General features: G+C 67.2%; 23 protein-coding genes and 1 riboswitch. Of the genes, 15 read left to right on the top strand and 8 right to left on the bottom strand.

The features are described from left to right. Positions 1 to 145 precede the first annotated feature (145 nt). Entirely contained in the window at positions 146 to 1,549 is a 1,404-nt protein-coding gene (locus AC1DDG_RS12255) for an MFS transporter (RefSeq protein WP_476876274.1), read from the bottom strand. A gap of 191 nt (positions 1,550 to 1,740) precedes the next feature. Here AC1DDG_RS12255 and AC1DDG_RS12250 point away from each other — a divergent pair, with 191 nt between their 5' ends. Genes AC1DDG_RS12250 through mnhG form a run of 6 tightly spaced genes read left to right on the top strand, consistent with a single transcriptional unit; the run spans position 1,741 to position 8,358 of the window. Beyond that, positions 1,741 to 4,896, top strand: a complete 3,156-nt coding sequence (locus AC1DDG_RS12250) for a Na+/H+ antiporter subunit A (RefSeq protein ID WP_476876273.1) — start codon at positions 1,741 to 1,743, stop codon at positions 4,894 to 4,896. Continuing rightward, positions 4,893 to 5,492, top strand: coding sequence for a Na(+)/H(+) antiporter subunit C (locus tag AC1DDG_RS12245; RefSeq protein WP_476876272.1), 600 nt, complete (start codon positions 4,893 to 4,895; stop codon positions 5,490 to 5,492). The genes AC1DDG_RS12250 and AC1DDG_RS12245 overlap by 4 nt, the downstream gene beginning before the upstream one ends. Further along, positions 5,489 to 7,138: a Na+/H+ antiporter subunit D gene (locus AC1DDG_RS12240; RefSeq protein ID WP_476876271.1), complete on the top strand. Its 1,650-nt coding sequence runs from the start codon at positions 5,489 to 5,491 to the stop codon at positions 7,136 to 7,138. The genes AC1DDG_RS12245 and AC1DDG_RS12240 overlap by 4 nt, the downstream gene beginning before the upstream one ends. Further along, positions 7,135 to 7,680 carry a Na+/H+ antiporter subunit E gene (locus tag AC1DDG_RS12235; protein ID WP_476876270.1) on the top strand — a complete coding sequence of 182 codons (546 nt, stop codon included), beginning with the start codon at positions 7,135 to 7,137 and terminating at the stop codon, positions 7,678 to 7,680. The genes AC1DDG_RS12240 and AC1DDG_RS12235 overlap by 4 nt, the downstream gene beginning before the upstream one ends. Then, positions 7,677 to 7,955 carry an MrpF/PhaF family protein gene (locus tag AC1DDG_RS12230; RefSeq protein ID WP_230119175.1) on the top strand — a complete coding sequence of 93 codons (279 nt, stop codon included), beginning with the start codon at positions 7,677 to 7,679 and terminating at the stop codon, positions 7,953 to 7,955. Before AC1DDG_RS12235 ends, AC1DDG_RS12230 begins: the two co-directional genes overlap by 4 nt. Continuing rightward, the gene (mnhG, locus tag AC1DDG_RS12225) at positions 7,945 to 8,358 is read left to right on the top strand and encodes a monovalent cation/H(+) antiporter subunit G (RefSeq protein WP_476876269.1); all 414 of its coding nucleotides are present in this window, start codon (positions 7,945 to 7,947) and stop codon (positions 8,356 to 8,358) included. Before AC1DDG_RS12230 ends, mnhG begins: the two co-directional genes overlap by 11 nt. A gap of 10 nt (positions 8,359 to 8,368) precedes the next feature. On the opposite strand, the gene AC1DDG_RS12220 is transcribed toward mnhG, so the two are convergent. The 3 genes from AC1DDG_RS12220 to AC1DDG_RS12210 all read right to left on the bottom strand — a co-directional run bounded on the left by AC1DDG_RS12220 (position 8,369) and on the right by AC1DDG_RS12210 (position 11,126). Next, positions 8,369 to 9,133 (bottom strand): SDR family NAD(P)-dependent oxidoreductase, encoded by a 765-nt coding sequence (locus AC1DDG_RS12220; protein WP_476876268.1) that lies wholly within the window; start codon positions 9,131 to 9,133, stop codon positions 8,369 to 8,371. A 141-nt stretch (positions 9,134 to 9,274) separates the two neighbouring features. Then, positions 9,275 to 10,156 (bottom strand): SDR family oxidoreductase, encoded by an 882-nt coding sequence (locus AC1DDG_RS12215; RefSeq protein ID WP_476876267.1) that lies wholly within the window; start codon positions 10,154 to 10,156, stop codon positions 9,275 to 9,277. Then, positions 10,149 to 11,126: a helix-turn-helix transcriptional regulator gene (locus AC1DDG_RS12210; RefSeq protein ID WP_476876266.1), complete on the bottom strand. Its 978-nt coding sequence runs from the start codon at positions 11,124 to 11,126 to the stop codon at positions 10,149 to 10,151. Before AC1DDG_RS12210 ends, AC1DDG_RS12215 begins: the two co-directional genes overlap by 8 nt. Before the next feature lie 160 nt (positions 11,127 to 11,286). On the opposite strand from AC1DDG_RS12210, the gene AC1DDG_RS12205 reads away from it, so the two are divergent. The 3 genes from AC1DDG_RS12205 (at position 11,287) to AC1DDG_RS12195 (ending at position 12,547) form a co-directional block, all read left to right on the top strand. Beyond that, positions 11,287 to 11,460 carry a hypothetical protein gene (locus AC1DDG_RS12205; RefSeq protein WP_476876265.1) on the top strand — a complete coding sequence of 58 codons (174 nt, stop codon included), beginning with the start codon at positions 11,287 to 11,289 and terminating at the stop codon, positions 11,458 to 11,460. 80 nt (positions 11,461 to 11,540) lie between these two features. Continuing rightward, a complete protein-coding gene (locus tag AC1DDG_RS12200) occupies positions 11,541 to 12,305 on the top strand; it encodes an amino acid ABC transporter ATP-binding protein (RefSeq protein WP_476876264.1) in 765 nt (254 codons plus the stop codon). A 56-nt stretch (positions 12,306 to 12,361) separates the two neighbouring features. Further along, on the top strand, positions 12,362 to 12,547 hold the full coding sequence (locus AC1DDG_RS12195) for a hypothetical protein (RefSeq protein WP_476876263.1): 186 nt from the start codon (positions 12,362 to 12,364) through the stop codon (positions 12,545 to 12,547). 100 nt (positions 12,548 to 12,647) lie between these two features. Here AC1DDG_RS12195 and AC1DDG_RS12190 read toward each other — a convergent pair whose 3' ends face one another. Both AC1DDG_RS12190 and AC1DDG_RS12185 read right to left on the bottom strand, forming a co-directional pair. After that, positions 12,648 to 12,911, bottom strand: a complete 264-nt coding sequence (locus tag AC1DDG_RS12190; RefSeq protein WP_230119185.1) for a DUF4235 domain-containing protein — start codon at positions 12,909 to 12,911, stop codon at positions 12,648 to 12,650. 35 nt (positions 12,912 to 12,946) lie between these two features. Next, positions 12,947 to 13,492: a heme-degrading domain-containing protein gene (locus AC1DDG_RS12185; protein ID WP_476876262.1), complete on the bottom strand. Its 546-nt coding sequence runs from the start codon at positions 13,490 to 13,492 to the stop codon at positions 12,947 to 12,949. A gap of 168 nt (positions 13,493 to 13,660) precedes the next feature. After that, positions 13,661 to 13,804: riboswitch (TPP riboswitch) on the top strand. Between the two features lie 71 nt (positions 13,805 to 13,875). Here AC1DDG_RS12185 and AC1DDG_RS12180 point away from each other — a divergent pair. From AC1DDG_RS12180 to AC1DDG_RS12170, 3 genes are read left to right on the top strand one after another with little or no spacing between them, the layout of a single operon-like run. Continuing rightward, entirely contained in the window at positions 13,876 to 14,496 is a 621-nt protein-coding gene (locus AC1DDG_RS12180) for an ECF transporter S component (protein WP_230119187.1), read from the top strand. Then, the gene (locus AC1DDG_RS12175) at positions 14,496 to 16,190 is read left to right on the top strand and encodes an ABC transporter ATP-binding protein (protein ID WP_476876261.1); all 1,695 of its coding nucleotides are present in this window, start codon (positions 14,496 to 14,498) and stop codon (positions 16,188 to 16,190) included. Before AC1DDG_RS12180 ends, AC1DDG_RS12175 begins: the two co-directional genes overlap by 1 nt. Then, positions 16,187 to 16,990 carry an energy-coupling factor transporter transmembrane component T family protein gene (locus AC1DDG_RS12170; RefSeq protein WP_476876260.1) on the top strand — a complete coding sequence of 268 codons (804 nt, stop codon included), beginning with the start codon at positions 16,187 to 16,189 and terminating at the stop codon, positions 16,988 to 16,990. The genes AC1DDG_RS12175 and AC1DDG_RS12170 overlap by 4 nt, the downstream gene beginning before the upstream one ends. Before the next feature lie 21 nt (positions 16,991 to 17,011). On the opposite strand, the gene AC1DDG_RS12165 is transcribed toward AC1DDG_RS12170, so the two are convergent. Then, positions 17,012 to 17,542 carry an N-acetyltransferase family protein gene (locus AC1DDG_RS12165; protein ID WP_476876259.1) on the bottom strand — a complete coding sequence of 177 codons (531 nt, stop codon included), beginning with the start codon at positions 17,540 to 17,542 and terminating at the stop codon, positions 17,012 to 17,014. 84 nt (positions 17,543 to 17,626) lie between these two features. Then, positions 17,627 to 18,583 carry a hypothetical protein gene (locus tag AC1DDG_RS12160; protein ID WP_476876258.1) on the bottom strand — a complete coding sequence of 319 codons (957 nt, stop codon included), beginning with the start codon at positions 18,581 to 18,583 and terminating at the stop codon, positions 17,627 to 17,629. Positions 18,584 to 18,830: 247 nt separating this feature from the next. On the opposite strand from AC1DDG_RS12160, the gene AC1DDG_RS12155 reads away from it, so the two are divergent. The 3 genes from AC1DDG_RS12155 to AC1DDG_RS12145 all read left to right on the top strand — a co-directional run bounded on the left by AC1DDG_RS12155 (position 18,831) and on the right by AC1DDG_RS12145 (position 22,538). Further along, complete coding sequence (locus tag AC1DDG_RS12155) at positions 18,831 to 20,354, top strand: UDP-N-acetylglucosamine 1-carboxyvinyltransferase (protein WP_476876257.1); 1,524 nt, start codon at positions 18,831 to 18,833, stop codon at positions 20,352 to 20,354. Positions 20,355 to 20,518: 164 nt separating this feature from the next. Then, positions 20,519 to 21,751 (top strand): glutamate--cysteine ligase 2, encoded by a 1,233-nt coding sequence (locus AC1DDG_RS12150; RefSeq protein ID WP_476876256.1) that lies wholly within the window; start codon positions 20,519 to 20,521, stop codon positions 21,749 to 21,751. Between the two features lie 133 nt (positions 21,752 to 21,884). Further along, complete coding sequence (locus AC1DDG_RS12145; protein ID WP_476876255.1) at positions 21,885 to 22,538, top strand: aspartate/glutamate racemase family protein; 654 nt, start codon at positions 21,885 to 21,887, stop codon at positions 22,536 to 22,538. Positions 22,539 to 22,543: the final 5 nt, after the last annotated feature.

Genomic DNA, 22,543 nt, shown 5'->3' with positions numbered 1-22,543 from the left:
CCCGGGGCCAACAACTCCCCGGCCAGCGCCTCCACATCCAAATACCCGCGTTGCGCATCCTCGCGTCCCTGCATAAGACCAGTCTTAACCACCACGCTCACGAGTCCAGCCGACGCGCCCGCCTCGCGGATAATTCAGCAGTCTCCTAGGCGTCCGGGACGACGGCGATCTCGGTTTCGCTGGGCGGCTTCACCGGGAGGAGGACCAACAGTCCGGCGAGGAGCACCACCATGATCCCCAGGATGCCCCAGCGCTGGGCCTCCCCTTCAGCCACCAGCGGCGTGGCAACGGTGATGCACAGCGTGAACAGCGTCGGGGCCAGGAAGCTGACGGCCCGGCCCGTGGTTGCGTACAGGCCAAACAGTTCTCCGGATTCGCCCTGCGGTGCCAACCTCGCCAGGTACGCGCGGGAGGACGACTGGGCCGGCCCCACGAACAGGCAAAGGAACAGCCCGAACACCCAGAACGTGGTGCTGCCGGCCCAGGCCGTGCCGAAGAAGACGTAGTCGCCGTTGCCCAGCACCAGGATCACCGTCCCGGCGACCAGCAGGCCGGTCAGGGAGCCGAGGATCACGGCCTTGGGACCGACCTTGTCGTCCAGGAATCCGCCGACGATGGCTCCCGCGGCAGCCACGATGTTGCCGAAGATGGCGAAGAAGATGACCTGCGAAAGTTCGAAGCCGAAGGTTCCTGCCGCAATGATCCCGCCGAACGTGAAGACCGCCGCCAGCCCGTCCCGGAAAATGGCGCTGGCCAGCAGGAAGAAAATCGTGTGCGGGCTGGTCCGGTAGATCGCCTTGATCCTGCGCATGAGCAGCCCGTACGACGCGAGGAACCCGAGGTTGGCTCCGCGCCGGGCCCTGGGCAGTTCCGGGACAGCGAACATTACGGGCAGCGCGAAGATGAAGAACCACAACGCCGAGAACACTGCCACCAGCCGGATGTTGAGGCTGTCCTGGGTGGAGGCGCCAAACCACTCGAAGCGGGGCTGGACGAAGAGCTGAAGCACAATCAGCAGGGCCACGATTCCGCCGAGGTACCCCATGCCCCAGCCGAAGCCGCTGACCTTGCCGATGTTCCGCGGCGTGGAGATCTGCGCCAGCATGGCGTTGTAATTGACCCCGGCGAACTCAAAGAAGACGTTGGCCAGCGCGATCAGCGAGACTCCCAGCAGCAGGAACTCCGGGCCGGGGTACACGAAAAAGCAGAGCGCCGTCAGGAGCGCGACGACGGCGGTGTTGACTCCCAGCCACAGCTTGCGCCGGCCGCCGGTGTCCGAACGCTGTCCGGTGACGGGCGCCAGCAGTGCGATCGCCGCCCCCGCGATGGCCAGGGCTCCGCCGAGCACCGCCGATGCCTGGTCTTCGCCGCCGAACGCCTTGGAAGTCAGGTACACCGTGAAGACAAAAGTGGTCATGACGGCGTTGAACGCTGCGGAGCCCCAGTCCCAGGCGGCCCACGCCAGAATGCGCCCCTTGTTCGAGGCCTTGTTCCCGGCTTCGAGTTCCGACGACGGCTGCATGGCCTCGGGAGCGGCGGCGGAGTTCATAGGCAGATGCTATCCGCCCGCGGCGAACACTGACGGGAAACTCTCCCGCGGACCCGGGAAACTTGCGCCAACTTCCGGCGGTGAAGGGAAAAGTGTCAGTGCCCCCTTGATAAACTGTCGGGACCGAACCCAACGAATGACCGCCTGCTCCAACTTTTGATAATCGAATTCCTGACTTTGCGGAGATACCAGTGATCACAGTCCTTGCCGTGCACTTTGCGGTTGCTGCTGTGGCGCCGCTTATCTTCCGGAAATTCGGTCGGAGTTCGTTTTATGCGCTGGCGGCCGTGCCCGCCGGCTCCTTTGTCTGGCTGCTGCTGCAGCACGGCGCCGTCTACGGCACGGCGCCCCAGCACGCCGCTGGAGGTCCGGGACAGGCCGCCGAGGTCATCCCGTGGATCCCTGGCCTCGGCATCGAGTTTGCCTTCCGCCTGGATGCCCTGGCCTGGGTCATGTCCCTGCTGGTGCTCGGCGTGGGCGCCCTGGTTCTCGTGTACTGCGCCCGGTACTTCAAGAACAAGGACAGCTACCTGGGCGGCTTCGGCGCCCAGCTTCTGGCGTTCGCCGGGGCGATGTTCGGCCTGGTCACCGCAGATGACCTGCTCCTGCTGTTCATCTTTTGGGAACTCACCACGGTCCTGTCCTATCTGCTGATCGGCTACGCCCGCACCCGCCTCGCTGCCCGCCGCTCCGCCCTGCAGGCACTCATGGTCACGACGGCGGGCGGCCTTGCCATGCTCGTTGGCCTGATCATGCTCGGGGCCAGCGCCGGCACCTACCGGATATCAGCCATCCTGGAACAGGCGCCCGGGCTGGTCGGCGGGCAAACGGCGGGAGCCGTGGGCGCCGCCGTCGTACTGATCCTTATTGGCGCAGTCACCAAATCCGCGCTCGTCCCGTTCCACTTCTGGCTTCCGGGAGCCATGGCCGCCCCCACGCCGGTGAGCGCCTACCTGCACGCCGCTGCGATGGTGAAGGCCGGCGTCTACATCGTGGCACGGCTGGCCCCGGGATTCACCGATACGGCGTACTGGCTCCCCATGGTGCTTGGGCTGGGCCTCGCCACCATGCTCGTGGGCGGGTACCGGGCACTGCGGCAGACCGACATTAAGCTCATCCTGGCCTACGGCACCGTCAGCCAGCTCGGCTTCCTCACCATGGTGGTGGGCCTTGGCAAACCCGACGCGGCGCTCGCGGGCCTCGCCATGCTGCTGGCGCATGGACTCTTCAAGGCCACGCTGTTCCTGGTGGTTGGCATCATCGACCACCAGTCCGGCACGCGCGATATCCGCAAGCTCTCCGGCGTCTTCCGGTCGTCTCGTGCCCTCGCGGTCGTGGCCGCGATCGGTGCCGCCTCCATGGCGGGTGTCCCGCTGCTGGGAGGCTTTGTGGCCAAAGAATCCGTGCTCGAGGCCTTCGTCCACTTCGCGGGCGAGCCCGGCTACGGACCGTGGGGCGCGGTGGTCCTCGCCGGAGTGGTGCTCGGATCAGTGCTTACTTTTGCCTACAGCGCCCGGTTCCTGTGGGGCGCCTTCGCGGAGAAGCCGGGCGTGGACCGTACGCCGTTCAAGGCAATCAAGCCGTCCTTCCTCGCGGCGCCCGCCGTCCTGAGTTTTCTCACCATCGTTTACGGCCTGTGGCCAGCGCCGGTGGACAGCTGGATCCAGCCGTACGCTGCCCTGTTCGCCGGGGGAACGGCCGACGCCGGGTCCGGCGGAGGTGCCGCCGGGCACCTGGCGCTGTGGCACGGTTTCACTCCGGCGCTGGGGCTGACGGCCGTCACCTTCGCACTCGGCCTTGCCATGTTCTACGCCCGCGGGCTGGTGGACCGAGCGCAGAGCGCGGTCCCCGGATGGATTGACGCGGACCGCGGCTACCAGCTGACCATCGGCGCCCTGGACGACGCCGCCGTGTGGATCACGGGCCGCACGCAGCGTGGTTCGCTGTACTTCTACCTCGCCGTGATCCTGACCGTCGCGTTCGTGCTGCCGCTGACCGCCCTCATCGCCGCTGGCAAGCCGCTGCCGGAAGGGCTGTACTTCATCGACCCCAACTCGCCGCTGCAGATCGTGGCGGGGGCAGGCATCGTGATCGGGGCCCTGGCGGCAGTCCGGGCCAACAAGCGCTTCCTGGCGGTGCTCATGGTCTCGGTGACCGGCTACGGCATTGCCCTGATGTTCGCACTGCAGGGCGCGCCGGACCTGGCGCTGACACAGATGCTGGTGGAAACCATCATCCTGGTGGCCTTTGTCCTGGCCATGCGCAGCCTGCCGGCCGAACTCCGGGACCGCACCGGCGGCAAGTACCGCGTTGTCCGCGTGATCATCGGGCTGGCCTTTGGCGCCACCATGGTCTTCGCCGCCATCCACGCCATGGGTGCCCGGGTTGCTACGCCGGTGTCCCTGGAGTTCCCGAAGCTCGCCTACGAGGGCGGCGGCGGGCTGAACATCGTCAATGTCACGCTCGTGGACATCCGGGTGTGGGACACGTTCGGCGAGATCTCGGTGCTCGCGCTGGCCGCGACCGGCGTCGCCAGCCTGATCTTCATCCGCGGCCGCGGCGACGGCATCCGCGCATCGGCCACAGTGGCCGAGGGCACGGTGGGCCGCCGCAGGGGAGTGGACAAGTCGTCGCGTGACGGCGCCGCCTTGGCGCTGAGCCGCAAGTTCGCCGCCGCCTCCCGCGACGCGTGGCTGGTGGCAGGCCGCACCATGGCGCCCGAACGGCGCTCCATCATCTTTGAAGTGGTCACGCGGCTGATCTTTCACTCGATGATCATCTTTTCCCTCTACCTGCTGCTGGCCGGGCACAACCTTCCCGGCGGCGGGTTCGCGGGCGGGCTCATGGCAGGGCTGGCCCTCACCCTCCGCTACCTGGCGGGCGGACGCTACGAGCTTCGGGAGGCCACCCCCATCAGCGCCGGAACCCTGCTGGGGATCGGCCTGGCAACGGCCGCCGCGTCCGGCGTGGCCCCGCTCCTGCTGGGCGGGCAGGTGTTCCAAAGCGCCATCGTTGAGGTGTGGCTGCCGGTTTTCGGGGACATCAAGTTTGTCACGTCCACCATCTTCGACACCGGCGTCTACATTGTGGTGATCGGGCTGGTGCTGGACGTGCTGCGCAGCCTGGGAGCCGAGATCGACGAGCATTTCGAGGAACAGCCCGGGCAATCCGCCGAGGGGCAATCCGCCGGCCCGCATGCCGAAGCCGAATCCGCCGAAGCCGAATCCGCCGAAGCCGAACCCTCCGAACGCGAACCTTCCGAAACCCAGGCGGCCGAGGACAGCCCGTCTGCCGGGGACCGGGGGCCCGGCGTCCCGGCCGAGACCACCGCGAGGGGACAGGCATGAGCGTCAACCTCACCCTGCTGACACTCATGGGCGCGCTGTATGCGTGCGGCATCTACCTCATTCTCGAGCGCAGCCTCACCCGCGTGCTGCTGGGCCTGATGCTGCTGGCCAATGCCACCAACCTGCTGATCCTTGCCACCGGCGGCTACGCCGGCGCGGCCCCGTTCTTCAGCAAAGACACGGACCCGGGCGCCTACAACGACCCCCTGCCCCAGGCACTGATCCTGACATCGATCGTGATCTCCTTCGCCGTTACCGCCTTTATGCTGGGCATCATCTACCGGACCTGGGTGCTGGCCCGCCAGGACGAGATCCAGGACGACGTCGAGGACCGCCGCGTCGCGGCAACACCCAGCTTCGATGCCGAGGACGACGCCGTTATCCCGGTGGAAACCTCCGAGTTCCCGCTCACCATGCTCGGCTCCGACGGCGCGGCTGTGTCTGACTCGTCCGCAGCTGAAGCCGCCACTGAAGCCGCTCCCGCGCCGGCCGCAGTCCCGGCGGGCGGAGGAACCATCTCCGCCGAAGATGCCGCGCGGGAAGAGAAGCCCGGCTCCGCCAACCTCGACATCAACACTGAAGGAGGCGGAAAGTGAGCATCGCAAGCCTGGCCCCGCTCGCCGTCGTTCTTCCCATCCTGGGCGCAGCCCTGACGTTCGTGCTGATCCGGCGCTCGCGGGCACAGCGGGCAGTGAGCATAGCGCTGCTGTCCCTCACCCTGCTGCTCGAATGCCTGCTGCTGGCCTCCGTCTGGGACGGCGGAACGGAGGCGGTGAACATCGGTGGCTGGCTGCCGCCCTGGGGGATCGTGCTGGTGGTAGATCAGTTCTCCTCGCTGATGCTGGTGGTGTCCTCCGCGGTGAGCCTCGCGGTCCTCGTGTACGCCACCGGTCAGGGCATGGCCGACGGCGACGAGGACGCCCCCGTGTCGATCTTCCACCCCACGTACCTGATTCTCGTGGCAGGTGTCTCGAACGCATTCCTCTCCGGTGATCTCTTCAATCTCTACGTCGGCTTCGAGATCCTGCTGACCGCCAGCTACGTTCTGATGACCCTGGGCGGGACAGGTCCGCGCGTCCGTGCCGGCGTCACGTACGTGGTGGTCTCGGTAGTCTCCTCAGTGCTGTTCCTGATCGCGATCGCCATGATCTACGGGGCCACCGGCACCATCAACATGGCGGACCTCGCCATCAAACTTGCGGAGCTGGACCCGGGCACCAAAACGCTGCTGCACGTCATGCTCCTGGTGGCGTTCGGCATCAAGGCCGCCGTGTTCCCGCTGTCCTTCTGGCTGCCTGACTCTTATCCCACGGCACCGGCCCCCGTGACGGCAGTGTTCGCCGGCCTGCTGACCAAGGTGGGCGTCTATGCCATGGTGCGCACAGAGACCCTCCTCTTCCCCGGCGACACCCTCAACTCACCGCTGATGGTGGCTGCGCTGCTGACCATGGTGGTGGGGATCCTGGGTGCCCTGGCCCAAAGCGACATCAAGCGTCTGCTGTCCTTCACCCTGGTCAGTCACATCGGCTACATGGTGTTCGGATTGGCCATGTCCTCGGTGGCGGGCCTCGCCGCTGCCGTGTTCTATGTGGCCCACCACATCACCATCCAGACCAGCCTCTTCCTGGTCACCGGCCTGATCGAGCGCCGCGGCGGAAGCTCGTCCGTGGACCGGCTGGCGGGGCTGGCCAAGCTGTCGCCGCTGCTGGCTCTGCTGTTCTTCATCCCCGCCATGAACCTCGCGGGCATCCCGCCGTTCTCCGGATTCCTTGGCAAGCTGGGGCTGATGCAGGCCGGCATCCAGCTCGGCACCCCGCTGGCCTACTCGCTGGTCATCGGCGGCGTTGTGACGAGCCTCCTGACCCTGCTGGCGGTGGCCAGGGTCTGGAACCGTGCGTTCTGGCGGAAGGCCGACGACGCCGAGCACCCCGACCCCGTCCTGCTCGCCGACACCAAGGATTCGGCCACGGGCCACCGGGCGGGCAAGCGCAACGTCGTCCTGCTGCCCCGGACCATGGTGGGCTCCACGCTGGGCCTCGTGGTCCTTGGCGTGGCGCTCACGGTCTTCGCCGGCCCGCTCTTCCGGGTGGCGGGCCAGTCCGCTGAGGCCATGCTGGACAGGTCTGCGTACATCCAGGCGGTGCTGGGCGAGCATGCGCCCGTTCCGGGCCTGGCCGTGGGTGGCAGCGCCCTGAAGGGCAGCACCCTGGACGGCAGTGACCCGGGCGGTGGCGGAAAATGAGCCGGAAGCGTATCTCCCTGCGGCAGGAACTGCCGCTGCTTGTATGGCTCGTGATCGTCTGGGGTGCCCTCTGGCAGGACTTCAGTCCGGGCAACCTGCTGTTCGGCGCCCTGCTCGCCGCCGTGGTGGCCCGCCTGTTCTACCTGCCGCCGGTGGAGCTGAGCGGGCGCTTCAGCATCCTCCGCGCCGTCCCGTTCGCCGTGCAGTTCCTTGGCAGGGTGGTGGCCGCCAGCTTCCAGGTTTTTTACCTGGCCGTGGTGCGGGGGCCCAAGGTGACCAACGCCGTCGTCGCCGTTCCGCTGCGGAGCCATTCTGACCTGATGGTGACCGCCACCGGGCACGTGATCTCGCTGATTCCCGGATCGCTCGTGGTGGAGGTGGACAGGTCCACGTCCACGCTCTACATCCACGGCCTGAACGTTAGGAACGCTGACGACGTGCTGAAGCTCCGCAAGGAAGTTCGGGACACCGAGGCGGGGCTGATCCGCGTCATGGGCACGAAGGAAGAACTTGCAGCCCTGAACCAGGAGGTGGGCGCATGATGGAGCTCGTCCTGACCGTGACCGCCGTGGTGTTGTCCCTGGCCGCGGCCGGTGCGATCGTGCGCATCGCCCGTGGTCCGTCGCTGCTGGACCGGGTCCTGGCGGCCGACGTCCTGCTGGCCATCCTGGGCGCGGCGCTGTGCATCGACATGGCCGTGAACAGGCACCTGAACAACCTGATGCTGCTGGTGGCGGTGTCCATCATCGGGTTCATCGGCTCAGTGACGGTGGCGCGCTTCGTGGCCGACCGGCGGGAGCACCTCAATGAATCCTGACGCCAATGCCGTGGACACGGTCGTCGATGCTGTCTCCGCCGTGTTCATGATCGTGGGGGCAGTGATGTCCCTGGCCGCGGCCATCGGCCTGCTGCGGTTCCCGGACCTCATGAGCCGCATGCACGCCGCCACCAAGCCACAGGTGCTCGGGCTGTTCCTGCTGCTTGCCGCCGTGGGCCTGCAGCTGCGCACGTGGTGGGTATGGCCGGTACTGCTCGTGGCGTGGATCTTCCAGCTGCTCACGGTGCCGGTGTCCGCACATATGGTGGGCCGGGCCGGCTACCGCACCAAGCACCTCCACCGGGAACTGCTCAGCACGGATGAGCTGGAAGCCGTTGTACTGAAGGCCGCCGAAGCGGCCAAGGCGCCGGATTCCGACGGCCGGTCACCTGCCGCGGAGTGAGCCGTTGCGTTCAGGCCTGGTCGGTGGGCATGACCCACAGCTCGCCGATGGAGGCGTGCCGTGGCCGGGTGACCATGTAGGCGACGCCGTCGGCGATGTCCTCGGGTGCGAGGACCTCCGTCTGCTCATAGAACGGATCGATCATCTCGCCGCGGACCTCGGGGTTGTTGTGTGACCCCAGTTCGGTGTCCGCGCCGCCGGGTTCCAGGACGCCGACGCGCACGTGGCGCTGGGTGACTTCCTGGCGAAGGGATTCGGTAAAGCCGTTGACGCCGAACTTTGTCAGGTTGTAGACGCCGTAGCCGTTCCAGGCGACCCGCCCGGCGATCGAGCTGATGTTGACGATGTCCGCGACCCGGCGCGTGCCGTCCTCGGCGGCTTTGAGCAGGTGCGGCAGGGCGGCGTGAGTGGTGTGGAGCAGGCCCTGGACGTTGATGGCGATCATGCGGTCCCACTCCGCGGGGTCGGCGCCGACGACCGGGCCAAGGAGCATGAGGCCGGCGTTGTTGACCAGGATGTCCAGCTGTCCGAAGCGCTCCACGGTCCGGTCTACGGCGGCCTGCGCCTGGGCGCGGTCGGTGATGTCGGCTTCGATGACCAACGCAGTGCCGCCGGCTTCTTCGATCTCGGCTGCCAGGGCCTCCAGGCGGTCCCGGCGCCGGGCGACGAGCGCGACGGACGCGCCGAGTGCAGCGAGCTGCCGAGCGGTGGCGGCGCCGATGCCGCTGCTGGCGCCGGTGACGAGGGCGGCAGTTCCGGTCAGTTTCGATGTCATGGCTGGGTTCTCCTCAAGATGTTAGTGCCGGTTTTGGGCCACCGGCAGCCATAGCAGTCCAGCGGGTTGGTGGCGGTGGGCTTTGCGGCGGGTTTGGGAGACGACGGCGGGACCTCCCGCCGTCGTCCGTTTGCGTTGCTGTCAGGCGTCGTCGTGGGCGAGGTTGCCGGAGAGTCGGCGGTGGGCGTCGGCCTGGTCCTGGAGTTCCTTGGCCCGGGTCTCGAATACTCCGACGGCGTCCGCGCCGGCTGCGAACCGCAGCGGCGGCTCATCCAGCTCGGCCAACTGGATCAGTGCGTCGGCGAGCTTCGCCGGGTCCCCGCCCTGCAGGCCGTTCATGCCCTTCCACGCGGCGACCGTCTGCTCTGTCCGCACGGCGTAGTCTTCGATGGTGGATACGGCGTAGCTGGTGGATTCCGGGGTGAGCAGCTCGGTGCGGAAGAATCCCGGTTCGACGATCATGGTACGGATGCCGAACGGGGCGATTTCCACGGCCAGGGACTCCGCCCAGCCCTCGACGCCGAACTTCGACGCTGCGTACGCGGTGAGGAACTCCCCGCCCGTGATCCCGGCGGTCGAGGAGATCGTGACGACCAGGCCCGAGCGCTGGGCCCGCAGGACCGGCAGTGCCGCGCGGGTGACGTTCATGGGCCCGAACATGGTGGTTTCAATCTGTGTCCGGAAGTCGTCCGGGGTGATTTCCTCAAAGAATCCGGCGTAGAAGTTGCCGGCGTTGTTCACCAGGACGTCGATGCGTCCGAAATGGCCAACTGCAGCCTGGATGGCGGCCGCCGCATCCGCAGGGTCAGTGACGTCGAGCTTCACCGCCAGCAGGTTCTCGTTTTCGCCTACGGCCTGGGCGACCCTTTCCGGGTTGCGGCCGCTGGCGACCACCGCGTGGCCGGCCGCCAGGGCCGCCTTCGCGATGTCGGTGCCCATCCCGCGGCCGGCGCCGGTGATGAACCAGACCTTCTTCTCGGTCATGTTTTCCTTCTGCTCTGTCTTGGTTTTCGTCTCAGTCATGGCTTTGGTTTCCCTGGGTATGTGGTCCCGGCTGCGCGTGGGGGCGCATCTCAGGGACGGCGGAGCCACCGGCAGAATCGCCGGTGATGGTGGTTTGGGGAGGCGATGCCGCCCAGCTGGCGAGGAACGCCAGCGCGTTTTCAGACGCGGAGCCCGGTTCGGCGGTGAAGGTGAACAGGGTCTGTCCCTCATCGCCGGGAAGGTCCAGCGTCTCGAACTGCAGGGAGAGTTCCCCGGCGACCGGGTGGTGGAAGCGCTTGGTCCCCGTGGTGTGGATCCGAACATCGTGCCCGGCCCACAGGGCGGCAAACAGACCGCTGCGCGTGGTCAGCTCCCCGACCAGCTCGTTCAGCGCCCGGTCGTGGGGGTTACGCCCTGCTTCCGAACGCAGCATCGCGACCGTGGTGGCCGCGATCGCACGCCAATCGGGGTAGAAATCGCCTGCACGCGGGTCGAGGAAGAGGTAGCGTGCCTGGTTCGGGAGCCGACCCGGGGTGTCCGGCCCCGACGGTCCGGCGAATTTGAACACCTCCGCGTACAGCGCACGGCCCAACAGGTTGGCGGCCAGTACGTCCGAGCGGCCGTTCTGCACCATGGCCACCACTCCGGTCATGCCGTCCAGCAGACGCAGCACCCCGGGACGGACCCGCTGCTGTGCCGGCCGGCGCGGCGTCCGGCGGGCCGGCGCGTTGGCCGTCCGGGCCAAATCCATCAGGTGTGCCCGCTCGGCCTCGTCCAGCTGAAGAGCAGCGGCCACAGCCTCGAGCACGGAGTCTGAGACGCCGCGCACGCTGCCGCGTTCCAGCCGCGTGTAGTAGTCCGTGCTCACACCGGCGAGCTGCGCCACTTCCTCCCGGCGCAGGCCGGGCACGCGCCGCAGCTCTCCATAGCTGGGAATACCTGCCTGCTCAGGGCTGAGCTTCGCGCGCCGCGAGATCAGGAACTCACGGACTTCTTCTTTTCTGTCCACAACCACCACGCTACGCAGCCCGAGAACCCGGTGGCAGTGTCTATCAGACACCCCCAAGCCGCCTGAAACAAAAGGGGCCTGTTCTCTGCCGGAGGCCTAAGCCAGCGCGCTGGCAGGTCCGGATCTCGGTGCAGTTGGTGTCGCCCGCGGTGCGAGATCCATGGTTGTGAGGCGCAGCCACAGCCAGAGCCGCTTCTGCGGGTCGTCCAGATCCAGGTACTCGGCCCAGATCATCTACGCCAACAACTACCAGACGATCCCGCTGCTCATCGTCGCCAGCCTATGGTACCTGCTGATGACAACCATCCTGAGCTTCTTCCAAACCAAACTCTAACGACGGTATGGCCGCGGCTTCGACGTCGCGCCGCGACGGACCCGCCAGCAAAAGGCCCAGCCAAAGACAAGGACAGCATGATGAACACCGCCATGGTGGAAGCCCAGGGTGTCCGCAAGAGCTTCGGCTCAACGGAAATCCTCAAAGGCATTGATCTGAGAGTCGAACGTGGTTCGGTGACCTGCCTGATCGGACCGTCCGGTTCCGGGAAGACCACTTTCCTCCGGTGCATCAACCACCTGGAAAAGGTCGACGCCGGTCGCCTTTACGTAGACGAACACCTGGTGGGCTACACCGAGCGCCACGGACGACTTTACGAAATGAAAGAGCGCCAGACCGCACGCTCACCGCTGAACGCGGGCATGGTTTTCCAACGCTTCAACCTCTTCCCGCACATGACGGTGCTGGAGAACATCGTGGAAGCGCCCGTCCATGTGCTCGGGCGTCCGCGGAACGAAGTCACCGCCGAAGCGCAGACGCTGCTGGACCGCGTCGGGCTCGGCGACCGGGGACACTCCTACCCCCAGGAGCTCTCCGGCGGGCAGCAACAGCGGATCGCAATCGCGCGGGCACTGGCCATGAAACCCAAGCTCATGCTCTTCGATGAACCCACGTCCGCACTCGACCCGGAGCTCGTCGGCGAAGTGCTCGACGTCATGAAATCCCTCGCCGAGGCCGGGATGACCATGGTCGTCGTCACGCACGAACTTGGCTTTGCCCGTCAGGTAAGCGACCAGGTCGTTTTCATGGATCAGGGGGTGGTCGTCGAAAGCGGACCCCCCGCGGAGGTCCTTGGTTCACCGCGGCACGAACGCACCCAGGCCTTTCTTTCAAAGGTCCTCTAAGAACATCAACAACTCCGGCCGGCCACCGCGCCGGTCACACGAAAGGAGTCCTCCCCATGCCTCGACGGCAGGTAACCACAGACCTCGCGCCCAGCCCGGCCGGACCCTACTCCCAGGCGATCGCCGCCAACGGCTTCCTCGTCACCCGGGCCAGACACCCCACGACCCCGGCTCGAACCACCGTCGGTTCATTCCTGGGCGACTTCCTGGTCGAAATCGACGTCGTCGCCGCCATACCGTAGCCAGCCCAGGAACTCCGCTGGGGAATGACCGCGGACCACGGCCCCGTCTGATGCAGTGTCCAGCATTAGTCGGGGCCGTAGTCGGCTCACCCGGAAGTGGCTAGACGATGTCCTGGGTTTTGGCGAAGCGGGTGATCGCCCGCTGTGTGCCCCGGTTGGCCAGCACCTGGATGATGGCGCTCACCGAAGCTGAAATGAGGGCAAAGGTGAGGGCCGAGCGGAGCGTCGTGGGGACGTCGTCCTTCCCGCCCTTGGGCGGCTTGCGGCCCGTGGTCTTTTCCCAGATGGTGTCCACGGCCTTGGTGCCGGCGAATCCGGCGAGCAGGCTAATGCCGGTGCCAAGCAGCTTGATGAAAAAACTCATTCCGAAACTCCTTGCGACGTGAATACAGACTGCCCCTAGCCTAGCCGCATGGACGCATGGATTTCCCGAAGCGCCCGCACCACCAGATCGTGGTCGGCCTTCTGCGGCAACCCTGAGACCGTCACCGTGGCTACCGCACCCACGCCTTCCACGTAAATGGGGAATGAGCCGCCGTGGGCGGCATACCTGGACTGGTCAAACCAGGCGTTGTCCTCGATGCGGCCCCCGCCGAGTCGGCCGCGCAGTCCCACGAGCAGGGACGGTTCCTCGTAGCGTGCTGCGGTCCGCTGCTTGGCCTTGACCCAGTGCTCGTTGTCCGGGGTGGCACCCTCCAGTGCCACATGGAACAGCACGTGTTCGCCCTTGGTGATGTCGACGGCGATGGGCAGGTTGCCGATCTTGCCGAGCTCAACCAGCAGGAGGCCGAGGTTGAGGGCGTCGTCCCTGCCGAACCGGGGAAACTGCAGCTCGGTGATTTCCGCTTCGATGCTGGCGATCAGGGCTGCCAGAGCGCCCGCCGGCTGCTCGGCGGCGGAGTCGGGGTCAAAAGCGGCTTGGCTGCCGGGATCCTGTTGCGTCATGGCCCCAATGTACTCCGCGCTGTCCTCGCGCCGCCCCGTCCCAGGCAACCTCTGTTCGCCGCCCTCTGGCGCCTCCGCGCACTTCCCGGATACCTCCCGGATTGTGACCGCGGCGCCGGTCTTCCGCGGCCGTCCCGGTGTAAACTGGATCAGCCCACAAGGGCAGATTTATCACGACAGGGGAGCGCCGCCGTCGGGCATCACTGGCAACTGCCAGCGAAACCGAGGATGGGCGCTGAGAGTGCGGACCGCCGCAGACCCTCGAACCTGATCCGGCTAGTACCGGCGCAAGGGAGTCGAGTTCTCAAAGTGTCCGGCAGCAGGCAAACCAACCGCCAGCAGCCGGGGAGCGCTTTCCCCTCCTGTTCCTCAGGAGGACCATCATGACAACTGCAACAATCAAGAAGACCGGCTACAACTGGCGCGTGGCTGACATCGTGGTGGCGGCACTGATCGCGGTCGCCGGCGGCGTGATTTTCTGGGCCTGGTCCCAGGGCGCCAACCTCATCTCCGCCCCCGTCAACGCCGTGTACCCGCCCCTCTCCGGCCTCTACGCCGGCGGCTGGATGATTCCAGCGGTGCTCGGCATGCTCATCGTCCGCAAGCCGGGTGCGGCACTGTTCTGCGAAGCCGTCGCCGCCACCGGCGAGCTGATCATGGGCTCGCAGTACGGCACCACGGTGCTGATTTCGGGCATCCTGCAGGGCCTGGGTGCGGAGCTCGTGTTCGCCGCCTTCATGTACAAGAAATTCAACCTCCCCGCTTCGCTGCTGGCCGGCGCGGGTGCGGGCCTGTTCTGCGGCCTGAATGACTCCTTCGCTCCGTGGGGCTGGAACATTGCGTACGCCGCCGGGGACAAGCTCGCGTATATCGTGTTCTGCGCCATTTCCGGCGCGGTCATCGCCGGCGTGCTGTCCTGGATCGCTACCCGCGGCCTGGCCAGGACGGGCGTGCTGAGCTCGTTCGCGTCCCGCAAGGCAGCCACGGAGCCCGTCTTCTCCTGATGCCCGCACATTACGACGGCGGCGTCCGCCCCGCCGCGGTCACCGCCCGCGGCTGGGGCTGGCGCCACGCGGGACGGTCCAGGCCCGCCGTCAACGCGCTGGACCTGGACATCCGGCCGGGGGAGCGGGTCCTGCTGCTGGGACCTTCCGGCGCCGGCAAGTCCACGCTGCTTCACGCCCTCGCCGGGGTTCTGGGTGACGGCACCTCGGGAAACAGCGCGGCCGGCGACGGCGGCCCTGCCGACAGCGACGACGCGGACGAGACCGGCAGCCTGCTGATTGACGGCGAACCGCCGCGCGCGCGGCGCGGCCGCGCCGGCCTCATGCAGCAGGACCCCGAAACGCAGGTGGTCCTCTCCCGCCTCGGCGACGACGTAGCGTTCGGTGCCGAAAACCTCTCCGTGCCCCGCGACGAAATCTGGACCCGCGTCCACGAGGCACTGGACGACGTCGGGCTCGCGCACCTTCCGATGGACCACCCGACGTCGGCCCTGTCCGGCGGGCAGAAACAGCGCCTTGCGCTGGCCGGCATCCTGGCGATGCGGCCGGGGCTCATCCTGCTGGACGAGCCGACCGCCAATCTCGACCCGGCAGGCGTGCTGGAAGTCCGCGACGCCGTGGGCCGCTGCCTCGACAAGACGGGCGCCACGCTGGTGGTCGTGGAGCACCGGGTAGCCGTATGGAAGGACCTGGTAGACCGGATCGTGGTGCTGCAGCCTGGATCCGGCACGCAGCCGGCGGTGCTGATCGACGGTACGCCGGACCAGGTTCTTGAACAAGCGCGCGAGATGCTCATTGCCGCCGGGGTCTGGGTTCCCGGATATGTCCCGGCCGCGCGGCAGCGGACTCTTGCCGGAACCTCGGCTGAAGTCACGGGCCAGCTGCTGCTCGCCGCAGAGGGCCTGGCCGTCTCACGCGAGCGGCCACGCCGCCGCGGCTTCAGGTCCGTTCCGCCCGTGCCTGTCCAGCGGGACATCACGGCCCAGGTCCGCGCCGGCGAAGCGCTGACCATTACCGGGCCCAACGGCGCCGGGAAATCCACGTTTGCCCTGACGCTCGCCGGCCTTATCCCGCCCGTTGACGGCAAGGTGTCCGCCACCGTGGAACTGAGCCGCGGCGCCGGGATCGACCCGTACAAGTGGCGGGCCGAGCAGCTGATCGCGAGGATCGGCACCGTGTTCCAGGAACCCGAGCACCAGTTCGTCACGGGCAGGGTCCTGGACGAGCTGCAGTTCGGCCCGCGGCACATGGGCCACGGCGAAGAGCGAGTTGACGAGCTGCTGGAACGGCTTCGCCTGACCGGTCTCGTGGACGCCAACCCGTACACGCTCTCCGGCGGGGAAAAGCGCAGGCTTTCCGTGGCCACGGTGCTCGCGGCCCATCCCCAGGTCCTGATCCTGGACGAGCCGACGTTCGGCCAGGATGCCAACACCTGGGCCGAGCTCGCCTCCTTCCTGTCCGAACTGCTCGACGCCGGCACCGCCGTGGTTTCCGTGACGCACGACCAGGAATTCACGCATGTGTTGGGCGGGACCGAGTTCAGGCTCGCCCCCCGGGGACTGGGTGAGCCCGGCACGCGTCAGCCGGGCACAGCTCAGCCCGCCACGCGTCAGCCGGGCACAGCTCAGCCGGGCACAGCTCAGCCGGGCACGGCCGGGCACGCCCTCGGCGCACCGGAAGAGGCCGCGACATGAGGGACGCGCTGAGCCTTTCCGGAAACCGGGCGCTGCTGACCCGGGCCAACCCGCTGGCCAAATTCGCCGCCGTCTTCCTCATCACCCTTGTTCTGGCCCTGTCCATCGACTGGATGTCCGCATCCGTGGCGCTGGCCTGCGAACTGCTGCTTTTCCCGCTCGCCGGCCTGACGTTCACGCTGCTCTGGCAGCGCGGCTGGCCGCTGATTGTCGCTGCCGCCGTGGGCGGCTGGAGCACCTCCATCCTGTCGCCGGACAGCGGGAAGGTACTGCTCGACGTCGGCATCTGGTCCATGAGCGAAGGTTCCCTCCAGCTGGGGCTGGGTTTCCTGCTCCGCGGCCTCGCGATTGCTTTGCCGGCGGTGCTGCTGATGAGCTGCACGGACCCCACCGACCTCGCCGATTCGCTGGCGCAGAAGGCCCGCCTGCCGCACCGGTTCGTGCTGGGCACTCTCGCGGCCATGCGACTCGTGGGGCTCATGGCGGAGGAATGGCAGACCATCGGCATGGCCCGGCGCGCCCGCGGCGTGGGGTCCCGGGGCAACCCGTGGCAGCGGCTGCGCGCCACCCTGGGGCAGAGCTTCGGCCTGCTGGTCCAGGCCATCCGGCGCGCGACCCGCCTCGCCGTCACCATGGAGGCGCGCGGCTTCGGCGGGGCCACACGGACGTGGGCCCGCGAATCGACCTACAGTCGCCTGGACATCTGGGTGCTGCTCGGCGGAGCCGTGATCGCGGCCGGCGCCGTGGTTGCTGCCGTATGGGCCGGGACCTGGAACATGGTGTGGCTCGAAGGGTCCTAGGTGTAGTTGGCCAGCGCCGGACTACCTTGTCATCCTCAGTTCGACGAGTCCTTCCCAGTCTTCAATGGCTTCCTTCGTTCCGTTGAACTCGAAGCCGTTGCGGCGGTAAAAGGCCTGGGCCCTGGGGTTGTCCTGGGCCACCCACAGGGCTGCGGGCTCGGCTCCGAGCGTTGCATCAAGAAGCCGTTGGCCCAGCCCGGAACCGTGGTGGGCTTTCAGCACGTAGATGCCCCAGAGCTCAGCCCTGCCGTCGGAACGTGCGTCAGCGGAGCCTGCCGCCGGCGGAAGCAGGCCGAGCGGATGTAGGCGCGGCGGAAGTGAGCCGGCAAATCCCACCAGCCGTCCGCCGACGTCTGCAACGAATTGGCGCCCGGCGTGGGCGCCGTTCAGTAGCCGGAGCCACATGGCCAGCCGCTCGTCCACGCTCTGCCTCGCGAAAAAGTCGGGGGACAGCAGTCCCGAGTAGGTCTCTCGCCAGCACTCGAGCTGGAGTTGGGCGAGGGTTTCCGCGTCTTCGATGGTGGCGGTCCGGATGGTGTCGGTGTGGCGCATGGCCCGAGTCTAACCATGGGTCAGGTCCTAACCACGGGTCAGGCCGGGGCTGCGGAGGCCTCCCGCCGTGCCTGGGCGTCCGGGTCAGATGCAGGAGTAGTCGTAGTCGAAGCCCTTGGAGACGAACTGGGTGAGGATAACCCGGCCGCCGGCGGTGAGGGGCGCGGCCGAGCAGTTGCCCTTGGCCCCGCTGGCCGTGCGGGCGCCGGGGAGCCAGCTGGGGAGGTTGTAGAGGTTGCTGCCGGGGCTGACCTGGCCAACGATCTGTCCCCACTGGACGCCGGTGGAATAGATGCCCACGTCCGCGTCGATGCTGTGGAAGAAGTCCGTCATGCCCTCAAGGTCTGCCCTGTTGGCGTCTTTGTTGCCGGACCAGCTGTTGCCCGTTTCCACATCCAGCCACCACAGATAGTCCTCCGGATTAGTGATGCTGCGGAGGTAGGCGTCATCGAAGGCCTTGGCATATCCGTACATGTAGGCACAGGGGACATCCACCTGCCCCTTGCACTCGCCGTAGGGGTTCGGCACGGTCTTGCCACCATAGTTGTTGCTTGTGGGCCACCAGGATCCGGCACTGCCGGGGTTGGCGGTGTTGACGTAGAGGGCCACGCCCGGCTGTCCAGTCAGGTCGGAAGAGATGTCATCTGCCCAATCCAGTTGCTGATGCAGGCACGGGTTGGTGGTGTTGGCCAGCCCGTTGTTGACGCCGACGATGGCGAACGCCGGGTCCTTGGGCAGGGCCTTGTTGCACTGCGGCCAGGACACGTCGTTGCCGAGCAGCGTGGTGCCGCCTGCCGAGGGCTGGGGCGCGGACGGTTGGGCCAGAGTCGACGGGGCCGCAGGCTGGGCTGGAGCAGCCGGGGCGGTGGCGGACGCCACGGCCGTGGGCTGCATGACGGAGGACTCCAGGGGAGTGCCATCGTCCAGGCGGGGGCCCGGCACGAAGCCCACCGCCGTGGCTACCACGAAGGAGAGAAATGCGGTGGCCTGCTGCCTGGAGGGGCGCTTCTCGCCGAACACCGCGGAGTTGAAAATGGACAAGGCGGCCTCCCGTTCCCTTAACTGGCCGCAACCGGTAGCGTTAGCTTGCTCCCGATGGCTTCCCGGGTCAAGGCCAGCGGCTATGTCGGTCCGCCGCCTCCCCAGACCTGGTGGCCTGCGCCCCGCTGCCTGCTGCCGGTAGCCTAGCCCGGTCTCGTTTATCGCACAGGGCGGGTAAATTCTGGAATCCAACGGGCACTAGCCCGACTCCGCCGCCAAAATACATCATTTGTGATATTTTTTTGTTATGACACAACAGACTGCTGAACACGTTGGACTCATGCTCCGCGACGCCCGCGGGCAGAAGGGCTGGACCCAGGGGCAGCTCGCCGCGGAACTCGGAACCAGCCAAAGCGCCGTCGCCCGAATGGAGCAGGGCAAGCAGAATCTGAGCCTGAAAATGATCCAGCGGCTTGAGGCGATATTCGGCCAGAGCATCGTAAAGCTCGGCAAGTCCCAGATGACCCACCTCCGCGTGGAAGGCGGCCGGACACTCTCTGGCTCCGTTGACGTCAACACCAGTAAGAACGCCGGCGTCGCACTGCTTTGCGCCAGCCTTATCAACCGCGGCACCACCACACTGCGCCGGCTGGCTCGGATCGAGGAGGTCAACCGGATCGTCGAGGTGCTCGTGAGCATCGGCGTCGAATGCATCTGGCTCAACGACAACGATCTGCAGCTCCGCCGGCCCGCCGTGCTGGACCTGGCGTCCATGGACGTTGAGGCTGCCCGCCGCACCCGCAGCGTGATCATGCTCCTCGGCCCGCTGCTGGACGAAACGGCCGAGTACCGGCTGCCCTACGCCGGCGGATGTGACCTTGGCACGCGCACAGTGGAGCCGCACATGCAGGCGCTGCGCCAGTTCGGACTTTCGGTGGAGGCCACCGCGGGCTTCTACACGGTGCAGGCGCCGACGTCGGACGCTCTTGACCGTTCCTTCGTGCTCACCGAGCGCGGAGACACCGTCACCGAAAATGCCATCATGGCCGCCGCCCACCGGGGCGGCACCACCATCATCCGCAACGCCAGCCCCAACTACATGGTGCAGGACCTCTGCTTCTATCTGCAGAGGCTGGGAGTGGAGATCGACGGCGTCGGAACCACCACGCTGAAGATCACCGGCAAGCCGTCCATCGACGTCGACATTGAATACTTCCCCTCCGAGGACCCCATCGAGGCGATGAGCCTCATCACCGCCGGTATTGTGACGAATTCCGAGGTGACCATCCGCCGCGTGCCCATCGAGTTCATGGAAATCGAGCTGGCCACGCTGGAGCAGATGGGCCAGAAGCTCGAAGTTTCGGGAGAGTACATGGCCCGCAACGGCCGCACCCGGCTGGTGGATGTGACCACCAAGCCCTCTGAGCTGCGGGCGCCGGAAGACAAGATCCACCCGATGCCGTTCCCGGGGCTGAACATCGATAACCTGCCGTTCTTCGCCGTGATTGCCGGCAACGCCGAGGGCCAGACCATGATCCACGACTGGGTCTACGAGAACCGCGCCATCTACCTCACGGAGCTGAACAAGCTGGGGGCCCGGGTGCAGTTGCTGGACCCGCACCGGATCTACGTCAACGGCCCCACCCGGTGGCGTGCCGCGGAGATCGGCTGCCCGCCTGCCCTCCGCCCGGCGGCGTGCCTGCTGCTCGCCATGCTTGCGGCGCGGGGCGTGTCTGAGCTGCGCAACATCTACGTCATTGAGCGCGGCTACGAGGACCTGGCCGAGCGGCTCAACACCATCGGCGCCAAGATCGAGTATTTCCAGGACTAGGTTTTCCCAGCACCAACAAAGCGCGAACAGACGCTGGAGCCCCTCCGCAGAGCGCGAGCGGACACTTCCGCCCCTCGGGCCAGCCTGCCGCGGGGCCCCAAGTGTTCGTTCGCGCTTTTCGTCATGTCAGGGACGTTTCGGCTGGTCTGACGGACAATGTACGCATGCGGACTTTTGGGGTCGAGGAAGAACTGCTGATCGTGGACCCGGGCAGCGGGGAGCCGTTGGCGCTCGCTGATGCGCTGCTCTCCGGCCGGAAGCTCGCGGCCGACGACGCCCCGGACAAACCGCGGCTGCTGCAGAAGCAGACCAGACCCGCTTGCGATGACGGGATGGGCTTGAGTGCCGAGCTCAAGCTCGAACAGATCGAGACCCAGACCCGGCCGTGCCTGGATTATGAGGAACTGCTCCGCCAGATACGCGCGGGCCGGGCGATGGCTGATGAGGCCGCCCAGCGGCACGGCGCACGGGTCGCGGCGCTCGCAACCTCGCCTTTGTCCCTCGCAAGCCACACGACGCCGGACCCGCGGTACGCCCGGATGCTCGAGCGCTTCGGCCTGACCGCCCAGGAGCAGCTGACGTGCGGCTTCCACGTCCACACCTTCATCGAATCCCAGGATGAAGGCGTGGCGGTCCTGGACAGGATCCGGGACAAGCTGGCCGTCCTGATCGCGCTCAGCGCCAACTCCCCCTTCTGGCAGGGCGTGGAAACCGGGTTCGAGAGCTACCGTACCCAGGCCTGGAACCGCTGGCCGACATCTGGCCCCACCGCCATCTACGGGAGCCTGTCGGCGTACCGGCGGGTGGTGACCCGCCTGCTGGACAGCGGGGTGCTGCTGGATGAGGGCATGGTCTACTTCGACGCGCGGCTGTCCCGGAACCACCCCACGGTGGAGGTCAGGGTGGCCGACGTCTGCCTCCGGGCCGAGGACGCCGCACTGATCGCCGTCCTGGTCCGGGCGCTGGTGGAGTCCGCCAGCAGGGAATGGCACCAAGGCGTGGAGCCGGCCCCGGTTCCCACGGTGCTGCTGCGCATGGCGGCGTGGCAGGCCAGTAATTTCGGCCTCCGCGGCGAGCTGCTAGACTTCGGCAGCTTCCGGCCCGCGCCCGCCGCGGAGGTGGTGCGCTCGCTCGTGGATTTCCTGGAACCGGTGCTCACCGAGAACGGCGAAATCGACCTGGTGCGGCAAGGGGTCGAGGAGATCCTCTCCCGCGGCACGGGCGCTGCAGAACAGCGCTGCGTCCGGGAGACTGTGATGGAGAAATCCGCGCCCGACGACGGCGGGCTGGGTGCCGTCGTCGCGCACGCCGTGCGGGCCACGCTGCGGGGGACGGTCGGCTATGCCGACGCGGAAGCAGAGCCCGTGCCGGAGCTGCTGCGGGTCCGCCAGTCCTGACCTCCTTTCTGAAGCGCGCCCCGGACATGCGCTGAGTGGCGGGGAGGTTTCCGATGGTCATTTCCCGGCAAACCGCACGAAATATTGTCTGGCTAGGGTGGAAGCACAAGATCCACTCGGGGAAGGCATGACCATGCGTGTAGGTGTCATCCGGGCTTTGACGACGTCAGACCGGCGTCTGCTCAACTCCCACGGAAAGCTGCTGCAGGAATCTTTCGGCTTCGAGGTGACGTCGCGCTGCATTCCGGCCCAGCCGTCGGGCGTCTACGACGCAGAGTCGCTTCGGCTGGCCGTTCCTAAGGTTGTGGAACTGGCGCTCGAAATGGCGGGTGAGGTTGACGCCCTGATTGTCAGCTGCGCCGCGGACCCGGGACTGGCCGAGGTGCGCGCCCTGCTGGATATTCCGGTGGTCGGGGCCGGCTCGTCGGCTGCCGCCGCCGCGCTTACGTTCGGCGGGCGGGTGGGCGTGCTGGGCCTGAAGCAATCGGTTCCCGGACCCATTTCCGACGCCCTCGGCGACCGCATGCTGCTGATTGACGGGCCGGAGGGCGTGGAAACCTCCGAGGGGTTCCTCATGCCGACGGGCATTTTCGATTCCCTCGCTGCGGCCCACATGCTGGTGGATGCCGGTGCTGACGTCATCGTTGAGGCGAGCACCGGCCTGACGAGCATCGGCATGGCGGATGTTTTGCGCCGCAGGCTGGGCATACCCGTTATCGATCCCGTTGTGGCTGCCGGTTCGATGCTCGTCTCTGCGGTGGCGGCCCGGGAGCTGCAGGCAGTCTAAGGCTT

It is taken from the genome of Arthrobacter sp. 10L430, from assembly GCF_056395245.1.
This window is presented reverse-complemented; position numbering and strand designations above follow the sequence as displayed.